The following is a 19,878-nucleotide window of genomic DNA, read 5'->3' as shown; positions in this document are numbered from 1 at the left end:
TGCCGTCTCGGCCAGTTCCAATCCTATCGCGGGTCCAAGGTGGAAAATCGTTCCCTTATCCAACGCTCGATCGCGCGGCCAGAGTTCGGGCCTTTCGTGCTGCTTGTCGTCGAGATTGCCGTGTTCTGGGGCATCAATCACGACTTCCTGTCGCCGCAGAACATCTCGAACACGCTGGCCTTCACGGTCGAACTCGGGCTGATCGCGCTGGCGATGACACTGCTGATGACATCAGGCGAATTCGACCTCTCGGTCGGCTCGGTGTTCGGCTTCTCGCCGGTCCTGATGTGGACGCTGTTCAACAGCGGTCTCACCTCGCTTGAAGCCGCCTTCGCCGTTGCCCTGGTGGTTGCCGCCTTCATCGGGCTGGTCAATGGCTGGTTCGTGACGCAGCTCAAGATCCCGTCCTTCCTGGTGACGCTGGGCATGCTGCTGGTGGTGCGCGGCACCGCTTTGTTCGTCACCAACGGGTTTCCGCAGCGGACCTGGAGCGCCGAGGGCAGCTGGCTTGCGGAAGCGCTGGTCGGCGATTTCTTCATCGGGCCGTTCCGTATCTATATGTCGCTGTTCTGGTTCATCGCGGCCGCAGTCGCGCTCGGCTACGTGCTGACGCAGAGCCGGACCGGCAACTGGATCCAGGCGGCCGGCGGCAACCCAAGCGCTGCAAGGGCGCGCGGCGTCAATGTCAGCGGCGTCAAGATCGGCCTGTTCATCCTGTCGTCGATCCTGGCCTCGCTTGCCGGCGTCATCAGCTCGCTGCGCACCTCGGCGGCCAACCCCAACAGCGGCACCGGCTACGAGCTCGAAGTCATCGCCATGGTGGTGATCGGCGGCACGGCGCTGACCGGCGGGCGCGGCACCATCATCGGCACGGTGCTCGGCATCCTGATCCTGCGCGTGATGCGCAATGGCATCGTGCTGATCGGCGTGCCGGGCCTTGCCTACAACATCTTCATCGGCGCCATCATCCTCGGCATGATGGCGCTCCACTCATGGCTGGAACGCCGGCATCAGGCAGGGACTTGAGACGATGGCCGAGCCACTGATCCGCATGACGAACATCCGCAAGTCCTATGGCCGCGTGCAGGCGCTTGTGGATGCCAATTTCCATGTGAACGAAAGGGAGATCGTCGGACTGCTCGGCGACAATGGCGCCGGCAAGTCGACGCTGATCAAGGTGCTGTCGGGCGCGGTCCCGCTGACCAGCGGCGACATCTTCATCCGCGGCAAGAGGGTAAATTTGCGCAGCACCAGCGACGCCATCGCCCACGGCATCGAGACGATCTACCAGGACTCGGCGCTGGTGACGCAACTGTCGATCGCCCGCAACCTGTTCCTTGGACGCGAGCCGATCAAGCCGCCGCGTTTCCTCAACCGCATGGACCAGGAGGCGATGAACGTGGTTGCCCGCGACCTGCTCAAGCAGGTCGGCATCTCGAAGAACATTCCGCCGACGACGCCGATCGGCTCGCTCTCCGGCGGCGAGCGGCAGGCGGTGGCGATTGCACGCGCCATGCATTTCGACAGCGACCTCATCATCCTCGACGAGCCGACCAACAATCTCGGCGTCGCCGAAACGCAAGGCGTTCTAAGCTTCGTGCGCAGCGCCCGCGATTCCGGCCATTCCTGCATCTTCATCGCCCACAACATCCACCACGTCTTCCAGGTGGTCGACCGCATCGTCGTCATGCGCCGCGGCAAGGTGGTCGCCGACGATATCGACCCGAAGAAGACCAGCGTCGCCGAAGTCGAACGCGTCATCACCGGCATGTCGGACAAGGAGATCCACGACGCGCTGGTCGAGCGCACAAAGCGGCACGACTGACCGCCGGCTGACCGCCGAGGCACTGGATCGCATCGCCACATGGTTGCGAGATGAAAGCCACCGTTTCGGATCTTGCCAGGAGCTGCGGCCTGTCGACCGCGACGGTCGACCGTGTGCTCAACAACCGGCCGGGGGCGAGTGCCGCCAACCGGCAGCGCGTAATGGAGGCGGCCAAGCAGCTCGGCTATCTGCCGGTTGTCGACCAGGTCGCGTTGCCCTCGCGGCCGGCGCATCTCGAATTCTTCCTGCCGATCGGCAGCAATGCCTTCATGGCCGATCTGGCCAGGCACATCGAGGATTATGCGGCGCGCCTGCCGCTGGTCGCCTCCTGCCGCATCCATAAGCTCACCGGCATTTCGCCGAGCGCCTTACAGACAGCCGTCGAAAACCTCTCCCTCAAGGCGAACGGGGTCGGCGTCATTGCCGTCGATCATCCAAGGACGCGCAACATCTTGCGCGAGATCGTCGAGGCCGGCATCCGCCTAGTCACGCTGGTGTCCGACGTTCCGGGCGCGCCCCGCTCGGCCTATGTCGGTATCGACAACCGGGTGGCGGGCCGCACCGCGGCGCTGCTGATGGGACGGTTCCTCGGCGGCCGCAAAGGCCATCTGGCGATGGTGGTCGGCTCACGTTCCTATCGCGGCCACGAGGAACGCGAAATGGGCTTTCGCTCCGTGCTCGGCGAGGAGTTCCCCAATCTGACCGTCACCAGTGCCGTCGAGATCAACGACGAGCCGGAGGTCAGTTACACCGCGACCATGAAGGCGCTGCACAACGAGCCGGAGCTGCTCGGCATCTACTGTATCGGCGCCGGACGATCAGGCGTGGCGAAAGCGTTGCTCGAAGCCAGACCGCAGAAAAAGCCGGTGTTCATCTGCCATGATCTGACGCGCGAAACGCGCGGCTATCTCGTCGACGATCTGCTCGACGTCGTCATCGACCAGAATGCCAGGCTGATCGCCGAACAGTCGGTCATTCGCCTGCTCGGCTCGATCGCCTCGTCGGCGCCCTATCTGACGCGGAAATTCATCGAGCCGCGCCTGATCTTCAAGGAAAATGTCCCGGTGCAGTGATGCCGCGCGAGGGCGGTGTTCGCTCGGCCTCGATCGTTAAAATTCGGTTGATACCGCAAATCTGCACATCAGCTATGCAACTTTTGTGGTTGCCGAATCATTGGGCAACCAGTAAGTTCATAAGCGTCGGCCATCTACTCCTCCCAGATGCGATGCCGACGTTGAATTCGGTGCACCTCCTCCCGCACCGCATTCGAAAATCAAGCCCGCTGCCACCTCCTCCCGGCAGCGGGCTTTTTTCGTTCCGGCTCTGAGGTATCGGCCAAGGCTGGGGCCATGACTATCACCTGGACGAGTATCGATCCGCGAATCGATGGGCCTTCGCTGAGATCGCCACGGCATTTCCGGGCGGAATCCTGTCACACTTGTCACTCTCACCAATTCGCTGCCGGCGCTATCTTGCCCTCACAACCAACAAGCAATACGCCGCGCAAGGAATGGCGCGGCGGCAGACGGAGAAGTGTGGTGACGACACATCCGAATGGGACGAAAGAGCGCTCGGCGGCGCGGCTCGTAACCGACGAGCTGTCAATGGTTTCGCCGCTTGCGAGACTATCTGGCCCTGAAAGAAGTGATCAGGCCTTCCGCCATGCGGACGAACTGCGCGCTCGGGCCTTCGGCGCCGACGCTTTGCAGGCTGACACGGGCGCCCTCGAGCAGAAGCGACAGCGTGTCGGCGAGAAGTTCGGCCTGGCCGATGCCGGCATCGCGACACAGCGAGACCAGCCGCTCGCGCTGCGCTTCCTTGAGTTCCTTGATCACTTGCCTCGCCGGATGATCGGTCTCGCTCAGCTCGATGGCGGCGTTGGCCATGTCGCAACCGCGACGATCCGACATCAGGCAATCGGCCGCCATCCGGACCCAGGCGTGCAGTTGCGCCAGTTTGTCGCCCGGATTCTCGGCCTCGAACTTTTCCCACATCGCGTTGGCGCTGCAGGCGGTCGCCCGCAGACATTCGATGATCAGGTCGTCCTTGGACTCGAAATGCCGGTAGAGCGTCATCTTGTTGGTACCGGCGGCCTCGGTGATGGCGTCGATGCCGACGCCGCGAATGCCATGCTTGTGAAACATGTCCCGTGCCGTCTCCAGGATCCTGTCCCGGGGGCGAACACGCTCCACAACACCGTCTGTCATCAAAACCTCCGTGATTGCGTTTCCCGAAATTCCCTCGGTGCACCTCTTGACTAGGGTGTTACCGGTCTGTAACGTTAGAGATGTTACTTACCTGTAACACCCGCATTGCATCATGTCAAACTCGCAAGTGCCGGCCATCAGCCCCGCCCAATCGGCAAGGGGACGAACCGCACCTTACGGCCTCGGCCGGCGAGCAAGAGAACACCCGATCCGCGGCCTGCCGCGGATCGCCAAAAACCAGGAGCCGCTTCGATGTCGCAGCGCAATGATCTGACGATCGATGAAGTCGTCAAGGATCCGATGATCCGCATGCTGATGAAGGCCGACCGCGTCGACCCGCGGTCTTTCGAGGCGATGCTGCGTGCGCTGGCGGACGAGCAGGCCGAGCGCCGCAACGCGCCGCGTCGCCCGCTGCAAGATTTCGGCTTTCTCGAAGATTCCGGCTCAACGCGCAGCCGGCGACTGTCCAGGGTGGCCAGGGCCTTTGGCCGGGCCAGAGCATCGGGCGAGGCGTGCATCTCATGGTAAACTTCTTCATTCATCGTCCGATCTTTGCGTCGGCGATCGCCATCATCATGGTGCTCGCCGGGGGGATTTGTTATTTTCTGCTGCCCGTCTCGCAGTTTCCCGACATCACGCCGCCCCAGGTCGTGGTCAGCGCCCACTACCCGGGCGCCAGCGCGCAGGTTGTCGCCGACACGGTGACGACGCCGCTCGAACAGCAGATCAACGGCGTCCAGGGCATGACCTATATGTCGTCGTCGAGCTCCAATGACGGCTCCTCGACGATCACCATCACTTTCGAGGTCGGCTATTCCCTGAGCACCGCCGCCGTCGACGTCCAGAACCGCGTTTCGCAGGCGGCTTCCTCGTTGCCGGCCATCGTCAACCAGGGCGGCGTGACGATCAAGAAACAGAACCCGAACTTCGTCCTGATCGTCGACCTCACCTCCCCGGACGGCTCCGTCAACCCGGTCACTTTGAGCAACCTAGCCTACCTGCAGGTGGTCGATCCGCTGAAGCGCCTGCCTGGCGTCGGCGACGTGCAGATCTTCGGCGAGCGGCGCTATTCGATGCGCGTTTGGCTCGATCCCGACAAGCTCGCCAATCTCGGCATCACCGCCGTCGACGTGCAGAACGCCGTCGCCGAGCAGAACGTCCAGGTGGCGGCCGGCAAGATCGGGCAATCGCCGGCTCCGGCCGGCACCGCTTTCGAGATGCAGGTCAACGCCGTCGGCAGGCTGAGCGATCCCAAGGAGTTCGGCGACATCGTCGTGCGGGCCAATACCGCCAACGGCTCGTTGGTGCGGCTACGCGACGTTGCGCGCATCGAGCTAGGCGCGCTGCAATATTCGTCGTCGGCCTTCTTCGGCAAGGACCCGACGGTGGTGCTCGCGGTCTACCAGATGCCGGGCTCAAACGCGCTCGATCTGCAGCAGCGCGTCAAGGACAAGATGCAGGAGCTGTCGGCCCGCTTCCCGAAGGGCGTCAGTTACGCCATGCATTACGATACGACACGTTTCGTTTCGGCCTCGATGCACGATGTGCTGATCACTCTCGGCGAGGCGCTGGTCCTGGTCGTCGCGGTGGTGTTCATCTTCCTGCAAAGCTGGCGCACCACGATCATCCCGACGATCGCGATTCCGGTGTCGCTGGTGTCGACATTAGTCGTCATGTACATGTTCGGCTTCTCCCTGAACATGCTCAGCCTGCTCGGCATGGTGCTGGCGATCGGCCTCGTCGTCGACGACGCGATCGTCGTCGTCGAGAACGTCGAACGCCAGCTCGAGGCCGGCCTCAAACCGCTGGCTGCCACGCGCACGGCGATGGCCGAGGTCACCGGCCCGATCATCGCCACGACCGCCGTACTGATGGCGGTGTTTGTGCCGGTTGCCTTCATCCCTGGCGTTTCCGGCCGGCTCTACAACCAGTTTGCCCTGACGGTCGCGATCTCCTTCGGCATCTCGGCCTTTGTCTCGCTCACGCTTACTCCGGCGCTCAGCGCGGCGTTCCTGCGCCACCGGCCTGAAACGCAGTTCGTGCTGTTCCGCTGGTTCAACATGGGCTTCGAACGGCTGTCGCACGCCTATGCGAATGGCGTGCGCATTCTCATCCGCCTGCGCTGGATCATGCTTGGCCTATTCGCGGCCGGACTTGTCGCGACTTATTTCGTCTGGCAGCGCCTGCCCTCGACCTTCCTTCCGGTCGAGGACCAGGGCTACTTCTTCGTCGTTATCCAGCTCCCCGACGGGGCCTCGCTGGAACGCACCGATGCAGTGGCGCAAAAGGCACGCGACATCCTGCAGAACACGCCCGGCGTCGATATCGTCGGCTCGATCAGCGGCTTGAACTTCCTGACCAGTGCCGCGCAGTCGAACTCGGCAGTCGAATTCGCCATCCTGAAGCCATGGGACGAACGCGGCCCCGACCAGAGCGCCTCGAAGCTCGTCGCCGACGTGCGCAACAAGCTGCTGCAAATCCCGGAGGCTTTTGCGCTGAGCTTCGACCCGCCGTCGATCCCGGGCATCGGCACCACCGGTGGCTTCGAGTTCCAGGTCGAGGATCTGACCGGCCGCGGCAGCGTGGCTCTCAACGATGCTACGCAAGCGGTGATTGCCGAGGCGCGCAAGCAGCCGGAGCTCAACCCGCAGCAATTGTTCTCGTCGTTCTCGACCTCGACGCCGCAGTTCAACTACGATCTCGATCGCGCCAAGGCAAAGCTGCTCGGGCTCAACCTGCCGGACGTCTTCAACACGCTGCAGATCTATCTCGGCTCGCTTTATGTGAACGACTTCAACCTGTTCGGCCGCACCTTCCGAGTGACGATCCAGGCCGACAAGGACTCTCGGGCCGGTCCGGCCGACATTTCGCGGCTCTATGTCCGCAATGCGTCGGGGGGCATGGTGCCGCTGAGCACGCTGGGCAAGCTTGTGCCCATCGTCGGCCCCGAGACCGTGCCGCACTACAACAACAATGCGTCGGCCCTGATCAATGGCGGCGCCGCCCCCGGCTTTTCGTCCGGCCAGGCGGTGGCGGCAATGGAACGTGCCGCCGCCACGGCGCTGCCGAGAGATTTCGGCTACGAATGGACCGGCATCACCTATCAGGAGCTCAAGGCGGGATCGATCGCATCCGTCGTCTTCGGCCTCGCCATCGTCTTCGTTTTCCTCATCCTTGCCGCGCAATATGAGAGCTGGGCGATGCCGTTCATGGTGCTGCTGGCGGTGCCGCTCGCATTGTTCGGTGCGTTCGTCGTGCTGTGGCTGCGCGGCATGCAGATCGACGTCTACTCGCAGATCGGCTTCGTCATGCTGATCGGACTGGCGGCCAAGAACGCGATTCTGATCGTCGAGTTTGCCCGGCGCCGGCGCGAAGAAGGCCTCAGCATCGTCGACGCCGCGATGGAAGCGGCGCGGCTGCGGCTGCGGCCGATCCTGATGACCGCCTTCGCCTTCATCCTCGGCGTGCTGCCGCTGATGTTCGCTACAGGTGCAGGTGCCGCGAGCCGGCAGTCGATCGGCACCACTGTCTTTGGCGGCATGGTCGCGGCGACCATCCTGTCGCTGGTGTTCGTGCCGGTCTTCTATGCGGTGATCGAGCAGCTGCGCGAGCGCCGCAGCGAGAGCGAACCGGTCTCCGAAACGACTGAACAACCAACCGCCGAACCCGCCTTCGAGCCATTGGCCGAAGCGGCTGAATAGGACTGGAGAATCGATCATGCGTAAATGGAAAATCGCGCTGGGAACGGCCGTCGCCCTTGGGGCGATTTCGATAGCGAGCGTTCACTTGCTCGACATGGGCAGTCTCAGCCTCAACGCCGGCACGGCCGGGGCGGCGACACCCAAGCCGGAAGCCTTTGTCATGCCGGTGCCGGTGGTGAGCGTCGTCAAGAAGACGATCCCGATCTATCTCGACTACGCCGCCCGGGTAGAGCCGATCCGCAGCATTACGCTGCAGGCGCGCGTGCCGGGCTATCTGCAGGAGCAGGTCGCCACCGACGGCGGCGATGTTGCAAAGGGCGACCTTCTCTACAAGATCGCCCCGGAGGATTTCCAGGCTGCCCTGGAGCAGGCGAAGGCGCTTATCCAGCGCGACACGGCAACACTCGACTATGCGCGCTCCAATCTCGGGCGCGGCAGCGAGCTCGCCAAGAGCGGCTATCTCGCCAAGGACGTGTTCGACCAGCGCACCAGCACCTTGCGCGAGGCTCAGGCCTCGCTCGCCGTGAACCAGGCCGCCTTGCGGACCGCCGAGCTCAATTTGAGCTATACCGAAATCCGTGCTCCATTCGCGGGACGCATCGGACGCAGCCAGGCTTCCGTCGGAACGCTGGTCAGCGTTGCCGGCACGGTGCTCAACTCGCTGGTGCAGCTCGATCCGATCTACGTCACCTTCAATCCGAGCGAAACGGACCTGACCCAGATCGAGGAAGCTCGGGCCGCGGGACCGATCAGTGTCGACGTCCTGCTTCCCGGTGAAACCGAACCGCGCCAGAAGGGCGATCTTACCTTCATGGACAACACGATCGATCGCTCGACCGGCACGATCACGGCACGGGCGACGGTCGGCAACGGCAAGTTCACCCTGCTGCCCGGCCAGTATGTCCGCGTCCGGCTGCACGTCAAAGAGCAGCCCGATGCGCTGATGGTACCGCAGACGGCACTCGGCTCAGGCCAGCTCGGCAAATACCTCTATGTCGTCGGCAAGGACAACACCGTCGACCAGCGCATCGTTTCGCTCGGACCGACCAATGGCGATCAGGTGGCCATCTTGAGCGGCGTAGCCGAAGGCGACCAGGTGATCACCGGCAATCTGCAGAAGATCGGTCCGGGAATGGCGGTCTCGCCGCTACCCCAGAAACCGGCCACCTGATAACCCCCATCAGGTCCGGTCCCGCGGCGCCTTCGGCTCCCACGCCGAGGGCGCCGTTTTTGCTGAGCAGGGTCGGCAAGATCGGCCTCATCGGCACACTCGACCTTGGCAGGAGCCATGAAGGCGCAAGTAGAGCGCGCCGTGACGTACCCGTCTGCCGCAAGCAGCTGGCCAGCGGAGAACCTGTACCCGCAATTACCTCTTGTTAGATTGTCGACAATCTGCTGTGTTGCTTTTGGTCTCCTGGAGCAGCCGGATGGCAACGCTGGATTTCAGTCCGATCGCGGATACGACACGCCGGGCCGAGATCGTGGCGCTGCTCCGGCGCGCGATCCTGACCGGCCAGCTGGAACCGGGGCAGAAGCTCAACGAACTTAGGATTTCCGAGCAGATGCGGGTGAGCCGTGCGCCGCTGCGCGAGGCGATGCGCGAACTGGTGCAGGAAGGCATCCTGACCAGCATCCCCTACGCCGGAACCTTCGTCATCGAGGTGACCGCCAAGGACATCGACGATGCCTATTCGCTCAACAAGGTGCTGGACGAATTCGCTATCGAGCGGACCTGGCCGCTTCGCGACCAGCGCTTCTTCGACGAGATGGACCGGCGGCATGCGGCGGTGAAGCAGGCGACGCGCGAACTGGACACGACGCGACAGATCGAAACGGCGCTGCAACTGCATGGCCTGATCCACGAATGGGCCGACAATTCGGTGCTGCTGGAGACCTGGCGACGGCTGGCCAGCCGGCTGCAGATGTATTTTGCGCTGCACCAGCGGGCGCGCAACGAGCCGGTGCCTGCCGAAGACGCTCACGAAAGCTATGTGCAGTTGCTCAAGGGCAGCGACATGCGCGCTGCACAGCGCCACGCCAAGGAGCATATCGATTTGGATTTCGAGGAACTGCTCGCCTATGCGCGCGAGTTGGAAGAGCGTGGCTCAAAGGGCGCCGGCGCGGATCGTGCCGGCCTAACGCGCAATCGGCCCAAAGGCGGCTGAGCCCGACAAGTTTGGCGGTCATCCCGGAACACAGACAACGGACAGAAGACGTGCAGATCAAAACCATCAAAGCCTACCATGTCGTGCAGCCCTTTGTGGACGGACCTTACCGGATGTCGAAGGGGCGCGTCGCCGATGCGTTCGACGCTGTGATCGTCGCCGTCACCGCAGATAGCGGGCTCACCGGCTGGGGCGAGATGGCGCCGCTCGGCAATTTTTACTCGCCGGCGTTCGCCGCCGGCACGCGCGCCGGCGTCGTCGAGATCGCGCCGCATCTCATGGGCCATGACCCACGCGGGCTTGCCGGGATCAACAGGCTCATGGATACGGTGTTCAAGGGCCATCCCTACGTCAAGTCGGCGCTCGACATGGCATGCTCGGATCTCGCGGCGCGCGCCGCCGACGTGCCGCTGGTTACGTTGCTTGGCGGACGCGAGAGCGAGACGGCCGAACTCTACAAGGTCGTCACCCATGGCACGGTCGACGCGATGGCTGCACTTGCCAAGCGCATCGTCAAAGACGGCTTTCATCGACTGCAGGTCAAGGTCGGCGGCAACGTCCATGACGACATCGAACGCGTCACAGCCGTCGCCGCCGCGGTGCCGAAGGGCACCGTCATCTTCTGCGACGCCAATGCCGGCTGGACGCCTTACCAGGCACGCCAGTTCGTGGATGCGACGCGCACCATCGACTACACGTTCGAACAGCCCTGCACGACGATCGACGAATGCATGTCGGTGCGCCGCTCGCTTGACAAACCGATGGTGCTCGACGAATCCGTCGCCTCGCTGGACGACATGCTCGACATCCACCGCAAGGGCGCTGCCGACGGGCTGACGCTGAAGATCTCGCGGCTCGGAGGAGTGACCAAAACGCGCCAAATCCGCGACCTCGCCGTCGATCTCGGCTTCATGATCACCGTCGAGGACACTGGCGGCGCCGAGATCGACACATCGGCCATGGCGCATCTGTCGCTGTCGACGCCCGAGGAGCGCCGGCTGCACGCCATCGCCTTCCACGAATGGGTGACGGTGCGCACCGCATCCAATATGCCGCCGGTCTCGGGCAGCCGCATGGGCATTCCGGACGGGCCGGGACTTGGCATCGATGTCGTTCCCGACCTGCTCGGCGCGCCTTTCTTCGAGATCGGCAGCTGAGGTAGAGACCGCGCCACCTCAAGGCAACGTCGAGCAACCCGCATCGGTCGGCGCCGTCCGGCTACCTGCAGAGGTCGTGCCCTGACCGGCAGCTGACCCCAAGCGATCGGCCATTCCAGAGCCGGAATGTCCCAATTGCAGGTTGAAATATTTTTCATTTGGAAATAGGAATGTTCAAAACGTTGATTTGGACGCTGCGGCGCGTCAAGAACTGGAGGAAGCGACATGTCCCATCCGCAATTTGCAGCGGAACTTCTGCAGCGCGCTGAACAGCAGGGGCCGATCACCATCGGGCTTGCCGGCGCCGGTCAGATGGGCACCGACATCGTCGTCCAGGTGGCACTGATGCCGGGCATGCGGATCGGCGCTATTTCCGAGGTCAGGCCGCAGGCAGCGATCGACGCGGCGCTGCTCGCTGGCCACGACCGTTCCGACATCGTCCAGGCCGGCAATGCGGCGGCGATCGACCGCGCCATCGAGGCCGGCAAGATTGCGGTGACCGAAGATTTGCACGCGCTGGCGGCGGCTGGCCGGATCGACGTCATCATCGACGCGACGGGCAATCCCAATATCGGCACGCTGTTCGCGCTGGAAGTGATGAAGAACGGCAAGCACATCGTCATGCTCAATGTCGAGGCCGACATCACGATCGGCCGCTTCCTCAAGGACGAGGCACGCAAGGCCGGCGTCGTCTATACCGGTGCCGCCGGCGACGAGCCGGCCTGCACGCTGGAGATCATCGGCTTTGCCAAAAGCCTCGGCTTCAACATCATCGCCGCCGGCAAGGGCAAGAACAATCCGCTGAAGATCGACGCCATGCCGGCCGATTACGAGAAAGAAGCGGCCGAGCGCAACATGAATGCGCGCATGCTGGTCGAATTCGTCGACGGCTCGAAGACGGCCATCGAAATGGTGGCGATCGCCAATGCCACCGGCCTGGTGCCCGACGTGCCGGGCATGCACGGCCCAACCGCAACGCTGGAGGAGCTCGCCAGCGTGCTCTGCCCGCGCGAGGATGGCGGCGTGCTGCATCGCAAGGGCGTGGTCGATTATTCGATCGGCAAGGGCGTGGCGCCCGGCGTGTTCTGCATCATCGAGACCCAGCATCCGCGCGTGCTGGAGCGCATGATCGACCTCAAGGTCGGCAAAGGCCCCTATTTCACGATCTTCCGGCCCTATCATCTGACCAGCCTGGAAGTGCCGCTGTCGGCGGCGCGCGCCGTCGTCTACAAACGGGCCGACATGGAGCCGCTCGACCGTCCGGTCGCCGAGGCGGTGGCGGTTGCCAAGAGCGATCTTGGCGTCGGCCAGTCGCTCGGCATGATCGGCGAGAACGACTATCGCGGCTTCGCCATGACATGGGAAGATGCACGCGCCCGGGGCGCGCTGCCGCTCGGCCTTGCCGAACGGGCCAAGGTGGTCAAGCCGCTCAAGATCGGCGATTTCCTGACCTATGAAAATTGTGTACCCGACGATTCGATGGTGATAACCCAGATCCGCCGTCGTCTCGATCAGTCGGACGGACGGTTCGCTACCAACGCGGCTTGACCCCGCCGGATCTCCGCCTGATGGACGATATCGTAATCGGGATCGACGCCTCGACCACGGCCGTGAAGGCGATTGCCTTCACCCGCGACGGCGAGGAGCTGTTCCAGGCGCGCGAGACTTATCCGCTTTCAAATCCGAAGCCCAGCCATTTCGAGCAGGACGCCGAACATTGGTGGACGGCGCTGCTTGGCGCATTGAAGCAGGTCACTGAGGCGGTCGGCGCTTTCCGCGTGGCGGCGATCTCCATTGCCCACCAGCGCGAGACCTTCACGCTGGTCGACAGCGCCGGCAAACCACTTATTCCGGCGATCCTGTGGCTGGACGAACGCGCCCGGCCGCAGGTTATCAGGCTTTCGGCCGAACTCGGCCGCGAGGCGATCCGCGACTGGAGCGGCAAGCCGCCGGACCCGACGCCGGCGCTCTACGCCATCGCCTGGCTTGCCGAACACCAGCCTCAGGTGCTTCACCAGGCAGCGGCACTGGTCGACGTGCACGGTTTCTTCGTCCAGCGGCTGACCGGGCGATTGGTCACCAGCACCGCAAGTGCGGATCCGCTCGGGCTCCTCGACGTCGAGAGAGGTACCTGGCATCCCCGCCTCGTTGCGGCCGCCGGACTGCAGATGGAGCAATTGCCCGACCTGGTCGCGCCGGGCGCAATTTGCGGCGGGCTTTCCGCAACCGCGGCGCAACTGACCGGCCTGAGGGCCGGCACGCCGGTCGTTGCCGGCGCTGGGGACGGCCAGGCGATGGGCCTCGGCATGGGCGTCTACGGCGAAGGCAAGAGCTATCTCTCGCTCGGCTCCGGCGTGGTCAGCGGCTGCTATTCCGGCAAGGTGAAAACCTCGGACGCCTTTCGCACGCTGGTCTCGCCGACCGGTTCCGGTTTCATGCTGGAGACAGTGCTGCGTTCGGGCATGCAACTGGTCGACTGGATTGTCCGCACGACCGGTTCGCCGTCGGCGGCAGCACTGGAGAAAGCGGCGCTGGAGGTTGCCGCTGGCAGCGAGGGCCTGCTCGTCATGCCCTATTGGGCCGGCGTCATGAGCCCCTATTGGGATGGTGCCGCGCGTGGCGCCATTGTCGGCCTGTCGCTCGACCACCGGCCGGAGCATCTTTTCCGCGCTGTCCTGGAAGGCATCGCCTTCGAGCAGGCCGTTGCCACCGAGGCCATGGAAGCCCAGGCCGGCGGACAGGCGGCGATGATTGCCGCCGGCGGCGGCACCAATTGCGTACTCCTCATGCAGATCATGGCAGGCGTGCTCGAGCGGCCGATCTCGGTTTCGCCGGTCAACGAAGCCGCCGCACTCGGCGCCGCCATGCTGGCGGCCGCCGCGGTCGGCTGGTTTGCCTCGCCGGAAGCCGCCGCAAAGGCAATGGCTGCCGCTCCCACCATGCATGTCGACCCGGTCGATGGACTTGTTGCCGGCTATCGCGGCCGCAAGGCAATCTACCGCGATCTCTATCAAGCGACGCGCGATATCCACGTGCGGCTGAGTGCTCTCAACGCGACTAGCGGTTGAGCAGCCCCTTTGCCGCATCCTCGTCGGTGATCAGAACCGATACCTTGGTGTTGGCGAGTGCTGCCCGCATGATGGCAATCTTTTCCTGCCCTCCCGACACCAGGATGATGCTCGGGATATCCGACAGATCCTGCAGCGGATAGGCACAGACGCGGCGGTTCACCTCGTGGTCGACCGGGCGGCCCTCGGCGTCGATGAAATGACACAGAATATCGCCGACGGCGCCGGCCGCCTGCAGTTCCTCGAGTTCGCTTGGCTTGATGAAGCCGTAATTGGCGATCGGGCTGTCGTTGGAAAACGAGCCGACGCTGAGCACGGCAATGTTTGCCCGGCGTGCACGGAAGACAACGTCCTGAACGCTGCGCTGGCTCATGAACGCGTCGCGCTGTTCCGGCCGGTCGGCATAGACCGGCACCGGCAGCAGGAAGCACTCCGCACCGATCTTCTCGGCGAAATCCCAGGCGCTTTCTGTCGGGTTGAGCGGCTGTGCATGGGTCAGGCCGCCAAGCATCGAAACCACCGTGGTCCTGGCGATAGGCCGCCTTGGCAACTCATTGATGGCGAATTTCAGCGTCCGCCCCCAGCCCAGCGCAATGACATCGCCGGCATTCACATGGTCGGCCAGATAGGCGGCGGCGGCGTGGCCGATCATCAGCGGTGCGTTGCTTCGGTCGGCAGCCGACGGCACCACAACAGCCTGGCTGAGCCCGAACCTCTGCTTGAGGCTTTCCTCCAAAACCACGCATTCGACGACGCTGTCGCGGATGCGAAACTGGACGACACCCTCTTCGCGGGCGGCGGAGAGAATGCGATGTACCTTGATGCGGCCGACGCCGAGAATTTCGGAAATCCGCTCCTGTGTAAGACCCTCGACATAATAGTGCCAGGCGGCGCGGGCCTTGAGTTCGGCGTCGGGAAAGCGCGAGGCTCTTTCGTTCTCTACGATCGTCATCTGTTTGCCTTGCCGCAGCCGCCGGCTCTGCTCATGATATTCCAATCCGGCGACTTCGAAATGCCCAAGATTTCCGAGACCTTGCGTAAGGCAAACCGGCGGACAGCGCAAACCGTCGTCGAATGAAACGGCAGGCCTTGACAATTTTCCGACGAACAGTTTAGCTGAACAAAATTGCATGTTAAAGATAAATTGTTCACATGGAGGGGCCTGGTGAACAAAGTGGCCCGGTGATGCAGCGCCGGATTGCTGTGGAGGAGACGAAGTGGCTGTGAGCAACGACGCAAGCGAGTTGAAAGCAGGCTCTGGTACGCAGGCCACGACGGGCGCAAAGTTTTCGGCTGTCTTTGCCGGAACCATGGGCCCGCTGATCGGGCTGGTCCTGCTGTGCCTGGCGCTCTCGCTGACCACCGATACGTTCCTGACCATCCGCAACATCCTCAACGTGCTCGACCAGGTTACCGTACTCGGCATCATGGCGATCGGCATGACGCTGGTCATCCTGATCGGCGGCATCGACCTGTCCGTTGGCTCGGTGCTGGCGCTGGCTTCCATGGTGATGGGCTTCGTCGCCCATCCGGACTATCTCAATCTCGGCCTGCCGGCCGGCATCGCCGCAGCCCTCGTCGTCGCCGGCCTTTGCGGGCTGGTTTCGGGCCTGCTGGTGACGGTCACCAAGCTGCCGCCCTTCATCGCCACGCTGGCCATGATGTCGGTGGCGCGCGGTCTCGCCAATATGATCACCGACGGCTCGCAGATCGTCGGCTTTCCCGACTGGTTCACCAGCCTGTCGATCATCCGCCATTTCGGCTTCCTGTCGGTCACCGTCGGGCTGATGATCGTGCTTGCCGTCATTTTCGCGATCTTCCTGAATTATCGCGCCACCGGCCGCAGCCTCTACGCAATCGGCGGCAGCGCCGAAGTCGCCCGGCTGTCCGGCATACCGGTCAAGTCGCTGACAAACTGGGTCTATACGATCTGCGCCGTGCTGGCCGGTCTCGCCGGCATCGTGCTTGCCGCCCGGCTCGATTCCGTCCAGCCGAGCTCCGGCCTTGGCTACGAGCTCGACACCATCGCGGCGGTGGTTATCGGCGGCGCCAGCCTGTCGGGCGGCGTCGGTTCGATCGGCGGCACAGCCATCGGCGTCCTCATCATCGGCGTGCTGCGCAACGGACTGAACCTGCTCGGTGTCTCGCCCTTCATCCAGCAAGTGGTTATCGGCGTGGTGATCGCGCTGGCGGTGGCCACCGACACCTGGCGGCGCAGAGCACAATGAAAAATGGGGCACAATGAAGAATTGGGCTCAATGAGATTCACCCGGATATTCGGGCGAAAACGGATCGGTGATCCGAAACTGGGAGTTGTTCGGCCACGGGGCGCCGCGATGCGCGGGCAGGACAGATTGAACATCAACGGAGGAATAACATGCTGACTAAACGTTCATTGCTGCTTGCCGCCGCGGCCATCATCCCGCTGCTTAGCCTGTCCGACATGGCCTCGGCCAAGGAAGCCAAGAAGCTCGGCCTCGCCGTCGCCAATCTGCAGGCCGACTTCTTCAACCAGATCAAGCAGTCCGTCGAAGCCTACGGCAAGGAAAAGGGCATCGAGGTCGTCACCGTCGACGCCAAGGGCGATTCGGCGACCCAGGTCAGCCAGGTGCAGGATCTGATCACGCAGAATATCGATGCGCTGATCTACATTCCGGCCGGCGCCACCGCCGCCACCGTGCCGACCAAGACGGCCAAGGCTGCCAGCATCCCAGTCATCAATGTCGACCGCAACGCCGACGGCGCGCCCGGCGACACCTTCATCGCCACCAATAGCGTGGCATCGGCGAAAGCGGTTTGCGACTACATCGCCAAGCAGGCCGGCGGCAAGGGCGAGCTGATCATCATCCACGGCCAGAAGGGTACGACGCCCGAGGTCGACCGCTCGAAGGGCTGCGGCGAAGCGCTGACCGCCTACCCCGACATCAAGGTCGTCGGCGAATTGTGGAGCGAAGGCTGGCACCAGGACGAAGGTTTCAAGCTGACACAGGATCTGTTGCAGTCGCATCCCGACGTGTCGATCGTCATCGGCCAGGCCGATGCGCTGGCGCTCGGTGCGGCGCAGGCGGTCAAGGTCGCCAATCCCGGCCACAAGGTCTGGGTTGCCGGCTTCGACGGCGACGTGGCGGCGCTCAAGGCGCTGAAGGACGGCGTCTTCGACGTGACGGCGACGCAGCAGACCCAGGGCATGGGCCGGCTTGCCGTCGATGCGGCAATCAAGCTGGTGGCCGGCGAGACCATTCCCGCAGAACAGCTGCAGGATGCGACGCTGACCACCAAGGACAATGTCGAGCAGTTCATCGCCAAGCATCCCTGATTTAGACCAGTCCGGCAGTCGACGAGCGCAACAATGTCCACCGAACCTCGCCACACGCACAGCCCCAATCTGGGTCTCGTCGTCAGCGGCCTCTGCAAAAGCTACGGACCGGTGCAGGTCCTGGCCGATGCGAGCTTCGAGGTGCGGCCGGGCGAGGTCGTGGCGCTGCTTGGCGAAAACGGCGCCGGCAAGTCCACCGTCTCGAACATCATCGCCGGGTCGACCAAGCCCGATGCCGGCACCATCACCTGGCGGGGGAACGCTTATTCCCCCGCCAATCCTGCCGCGGCGATCGACGCCGGCATCGGCATGATCCACCAGGAGCTGAAGCTGCTGCCGGATCTGTCGGTCGCCGAAAACGTCTATGTCGGGCGCCTGCCGATGCGCGGCGGCCGCATCGACCGCGCGGCAATGAATGCACGGGCATCAGCCCAGTTGAAGCGCCTCGGGCTCGATGTCTCGCCCGAGCGCAAGGTGCGCACGCTGCGTATCGCCGCCCAGCAGCAGGTCGAGATTGCCAAGGCGCTGACGCTCAATGCCGAGCTGCTGATCTTCGATGAACCGACGGCCGCCCTTGGCGGCGAGGAAACGGAGCTCCTGTTCCAGCAAATCCGCAAGCTCAAGGCGGAAGGCATGTCCTTCATCTATATCAGCCACCGGCTGGACGAAATCGCCCAAATCGCCGACCGTGTGGTGGTGATGCGCGACGGGCGCATCGTCGCGCGGCACGAGCGCGCCGACATTCCGGTGCGCACCGTTGTCGAGCAGATGGTCGGCCGCAGCGTCGAGCGGATGTTCCCGACTTTGTCGGCGCCCCGCAACGACACGCTGCTCGAGGTCGAGAAGCTGTCCTCGCCGGAACGCAGTTTCCAAAATGTCAGCTTTTCGGTGCGGGCCGGCGAAATCCTCGGCATTGCCGGCCTGATCGGTGCCGGCCGCACGGAGCTGGTGCGGGCGATCGCCGGTGCCGATCCGATCTCATCGGGCTCGGTGCGCGTCGCCGGCAAGCCGGTGCATCTCAATGGGCCGGCGGCGGCGATCAAGGCCGGCGTCGTGCTGGTGCCGGAAGACCGCAAGGCGCAAGGCGTGGTGCTCGACCAGACGATCGGCGAGAATCTGGCGATCGGCAATTTCGACCATGTCGCGCCGAATGGCTGGGTGTTCCCGAAGGCGGTGCAGAAATTCGCCGAGGCCGGTATTCGCCGGCTCGGCGTCAAAGGCCGGCCGAACCAGGCGGTCAGCAAGCTTTCAGGCGGCAACCAGCAGAAGGTGATCATTGCCAAATGGGTGTCGCGCCCGCCCAAGGTGTTTATCCTGGACGAGCCGACGCGCGGCATCGACGTTGGTGCCCGCGCCGCGATCTACGATGTCATCGCCGACCTTGCCCGTTCCGGCATGGCGGTGGTGGTGGTGAGTTCCGACCTCGAGGAAGTGCTCGGCCTGTCGCATCGCGTGCTCGTGCTGAGCCGCGGCCGTCAGCGCGGCATTCTCGACCGCAGTGATGCGAGCAATGTCGCCGTCATGGAACTCGCCGCGAGCTAGGACAGCCCATCGAAACAAAGCGCAGCAGGTGGTATCCTCCCAAGCACCAGACCGCGCGGGGCGCCAGCAACAGAGTTGGCGCCCCTTTATTTCCGGAGGACGGCGGTTGGAGGAGAGGGACCGACGATGAAACTATTCGAACTTCATGGTGACGTGGCACTTGTGACAGGCGCCGGCAGCGGCATCGGGCAAGCAATCGCCATCGGCCTGGCCGAGGCCGGCGCCGACATAGCCTGCTTCGGCCACGCCTCCAAAGGCGGGCTGGAGGAGACCGCACACCAGATCACAGCACGCGGCCGCAAGGCACTGGTGCTGACCGGCACGGTGACTTCAGAGGCCGATCTCGCGGCCGCGATCGAGCGTACGGAGCAGGAACTCGGCGCGTTGACCATCGCAGTCAACAATGCCGGCGTCGCCGGAGCTGAGCCGGCAGAGACGCTGTCGCTGGAAAAGTGGCAGAAGCTCTATGACGTCAATGTCAGCGGCGTGTTCCTGTCCTGCCAGGCCGAGGCCCGTGCCATGCTGACGCGGCGCAAGGGCTCGATCATCAACATCGCCTCGATGTCGGGCTCGATTGTCAACCGCGGCCTGACCCAGGCGCATTACAACTCGTCGAAGGCCGCGGTCATCCACATGTCGAAGAGCCTCGCCATGGAATGGGCCGATCGCGGTCTACGCGTCAACGTCGTCAGCCCCGGCTATACGCTGACCCCGATGAACAAGCGACCGGAGGTCGCCGACCAGGTCAGGATCTTCGAGCGCGACACGCCGATGGGCCGCATGGCGGCGCCGGAAGAGATGGTCGGCCCGACCGTGTTCCTGGCCAGCCGCGCCGCGAGTTTCGTCACCGGCATCGACCTGATCGTCGATGGCGGCTTCGTCTGCTGGTAGGAGAAA

16 protein-coding genes are annotated in these 19,878 nt (G+C 63.9%); 14 read left to right on the top strand and 2 right to left on the bottom strand.

All coding sequences use genetic code 11. The annotated features are described in order from the left end of the window. Window positions 1-39: 39 nt before the first annotated feature. Genes NKG95_RS25090 through NKG95_RS25080 form a run of 3 tightly spaced genes read left to right on the top strand, consistent with a single transcriptional unit; the run spans window position 40 to window position 2,898 of the window. Window positions 40-1,026, top strand: a complete 987-nt coding sequence (locus NKG95_RS25090) for an ABC transporter permease (protein ID WP_023716806.1) — start codon at window positions 40-42, stop codon at window positions 1,024-1,026. Between the two features lie 4 nt (window positions 1,027-1,030). After that, on the top strand, window positions 1,031-1,825 hold the full coding sequence (locus tag NKG95_RS25085; RefSeq protein WP_353042832.1) for an ATP-binding cassette domain-containing protein: 795 nt from the start codon (window positions 1,031-1,033) through the stop codon (window positions 1,823-1,825). 50 nt (window positions 1,826-1,875) lie between these two features. Then, on the top strand, window positions 1,876-2,898 hold the full coding sequence (locus NKG95_RS25080) for a LacI family DNA-binding transcriptional regulator (RefSeq protein WP_353042831.1): 1,023 nt from the start codon (window positions 1,876-1,878) through the stop codon (window positions 2,896-2,898). A gap of 552 nt (window positions 2,899-3,450) precedes the next feature. Here NKG95_RS25080 and NKG95_RS25075 read toward each other — a convergent pair. Beyond that, complete coding sequence (locus NKG95_RS25075; RefSeq protein ID WP_023716803.1) at window positions 3,451-4,032, bottom strand: TetR/AcrR family transcriptional regulator; 582 nt, start codon at window positions 4,030-4,032, stop codon at window positions 3,451-3,453. 252 nt (window positions 4,033-4,284) lie between these two features. Between NKG95_RS25075 and NKG95_RS25070 the strand changes: the two genes are divergently transcribed. From NKG95_RS25070 to NKG95_RS25040, 7 genes are all read left to right on the top strand, one after another. Continuing rightward, on the top strand, window positions 4,285-4,560 hold the full coding sequence (locus NKG95_RS25070) for a hypothetical protein (RefSeq protein ID WP_023716802.1): 276 nt from the start codon (window positions 4,285-4,287) through the stop codon (window positions 4,558-4,560). Further along, complete coding sequence (locus NKG95_RS25065; protein ID WP_023716801.1) at window positions 4,554-7,733, top strand: efflux RND transporter permease subunit; 3,180 nt, start codon at window positions 4,554-4,556, stop codon at window positions 7,731-7,733. Before NKG95_RS25070 ends, NKG95_RS25065 begins: the two co-directional genes overlap by 7 nt. Window positions 7,734-7,749: 16 nt before the next feature. Next, window positions 7,750-8,904, top strand: a complete 1,155-nt coding sequence (locus NKG95_RS25060) for an efflux RND transporter periplasmic adaptor subunit (RefSeq protein WP_353042830.1) — start codon at window positions 7,750-7,752, stop codon at window positions 8,902-8,904. A gap of 256 nt (window positions 8,905-9,160) precedes the next feature. Then, window positions 9,161-9,898, top strand: coding sequence for a GntR family transcriptional regulator (locus NKG95_RS25055; protein ID WP_353042829.1), 738 nt, complete (start codon window positions 9,161-9,163; stop codon window positions 9,896-9,898). Window positions 9,899-9,948: 50 nt separating this feature from the next. Further along, window positions 9,949-11,055: a mandelate racemase/muconate lactonizing enzyme family protein gene (locus NKG95_RS25050; RefSeq protein WP_352855969.1), complete on the top strand. Its 1,107-nt coding sequence runs from the start codon at window positions 9,949-9,951 to the stop codon at window positions 11,053-11,055. Between the two features lie 225 nt (window positions 11,056-11,280). Further along, window positions 11,281-12,603, top strand: a complete 1,323-nt coding sequence (locus NKG95_RS25045; RefSeq protein WP_023716797.1) for an NAD(P)H-dependent oxidoreductase — start codon at window positions 11,281-11,283, stop codon at window positions 12,601-12,603. 20 nt (window positions 12,604-12,623) lie between these two features. Next, a complete protein-coding gene (locus NKG95_RS25040; protein WP_353042828.1) occupies window positions 12,624-14,123 on the top strand; it encodes a xylulokinase in 1,500 nt (499 codons plus the stop codon). Here NKG95_RS25040 and NKG95_RS25035 read toward each other — a convergent pair. Then, window positions 14,113-15,075, bottom strand: a complete 963-nt coding sequence (locus tag NKG95_RS25035) for a sugar-binding transcriptional regulator (RefSeq protein ID WP_031193335.1) — start codon at window positions 15,073-15,075, stop codon at window positions 14,113-14,115. The genes NKG95_RS25040 and NKG95_RS25035 overlap by 11 nt on opposite strands. A gap of 292 nt (window positions 15,076-15,367) precedes the next feature. Here NKG95_RS25035 and NKG95_RS25030 point away from each other — a divergent pair, with 292 nt between their 5' ends. The 4 genes from NKG95_RS25030 (at window position 15,368) to NKG95_RS25015 (ending at window position 19,872) form a co-directional block, all read left to right on the top strand. Continuing rightward, complete coding sequence (locus NKG95_RS25030; protein ID WP_502895879.1) at window positions 15,368-16,351, top strand: ABC transporter permease; 984 nt, start codon at window positions 15,368-15,370, stop codon at window positions 16,349-16,351. 149 nt (window positions 16,352-16,500) lie between these two features. After that, window positions 16,501-17,439 carry a sugar ABC transporter substrate-binding protein gene (locus tag NKG95_RS25025; RefSeq protein ID WP_353042827.1) on the top strand — a complete coding sequence of 313 codons (939 nt, stop codon included), beginning with the start codon at window positions 16,501-16,503 and terminating at the stop codon, window positions 17,437-17,439. A gap of 33 nt (window positions 17,440-17,472) precedes the next feature. Then, window positions 17,473-18,981 (top strand): sugar ABC transporter ATP-binding protein, encoded by a 1,509-nt coding sequence (locus NKG95_RS25020; protein ID WP_353042826.1) that lies wholly within the window; start codon window positions 17,473-17,475, stop codon window positions 18,979-18,981. Window positions 18,982-19,107: 126 nt separating this feature from the next. Continuing rightward, window positions 19,108-19,872, top strand: coding sequence for an SDR family oxidoreductase (locus NKG95_RS25015; protein WP_352484099.1), 765 nt, complete (start codon window positions 19,108-19,110; stop codon window positions 19,870-19,872). Window positions 19,873-19,878: the final 6 nt, after the last annotated feature.

Source organism: Mesorhizobium sp. M1423 (assembly GCF_040317575.1).
In the GTDB taxonomy this organism is placed as follows: domain Bacteria; phylum Pseudomonadota; class Alphaproteobacteria; order Rhizobiales; family Rhizobiaceae; genus Mesorhizobium.
This window is presented reverse-complemented; position numbering and strand designations above follow the sequence as displayed.

Coding starts and splice junctions, on each gene's coding strand:
- NKG95_RS25075 (WP_023716803.1), bottom strand. CDS start 4,032: ATGACAGACGGTGTTGTGGAGCGTGTTCGCCCCCGGGACAGGATCCTG.
- NKG95_RS25025 (WP_353042827.1), top strand. CDS start 16,501: ATGCTGACTAAACGTTCATTGCTGCTTGCCGCCGCGGCCATCATCCCG.
- NKG95_RS25035 (WP_031193335.1), bottom strand. CDS start 15,075: ATGACGATCGTAGAGAACGAAAGAGCCTCGCGCTTTCCCGACGCCGAA.
- NKG95_RS25080 (WP_353042831.1), top strand. CDS start 1,876: ATGAAAGCCACCGTTTCGGATCTTGCCAGGAGCTGCGGCCTGTCGACC.
- NKG95_RS25020 (WP_353042826.1), top strand. CDS start 17,473: ATGTCCACCGAACCTCGCCACACGCACAGCCCCAATCTGGGTCTCGTC.
- NKG95_RS25085 (WP_353042832.1), top strand. CDS start 1,031: ATGGCCGAGCCACTGATCCGCATGACGAACATCCGCAAGTCCTATGGC.
- NKG95_RS25040 (WP_353042828.1), top strand. CDS start 12,624: ATGGACGATATCGTAATCGGGATCGACGCCTCGACCACGGCCGTGAAG.
- NKG95_RS25065 (WP_023716801.1), top strand. CDS start 4,554: ATGGTAAACTTCTTCATTCATCGTCCGATCTTTGCGTCGGCGATCGCC.
- NKG95_RS25070 (WP_023716802.1), top strand. CDS start 4,285: ATGTCGCAGCGCAATGATCTGACGATCGATGAAGTCGTCAAGGATCCG.
- NKG95_RS25015 (WP_352484099.1), top strand. CDS start 19,108: ATGAAACTATTCGAACTTCATGGTGACGTGGCACTTGTGACAGGCGCC.
- NKG95_RS25055 (WP_353042829.1), top strand. CDS start 9,161: ATGGCAACGCTGGATTTCAGTCCGATCGCGGATACGACACGCCGGGCC.
- NKG95_RS25045 (WP_023716797.1), top strand. CDS start 11,281: ATGTCCCATCCGCAATTTGCAGCGGAACTTCTGCAGCGCGCTGAACAG.
- NKG95_RS25060 (WP_353042830.1), top strand. CDS start 7,750: ATGCGTAAATGGAAAATCGCGCTGGGAACGGCCGTCGCCCTTGGGGCG.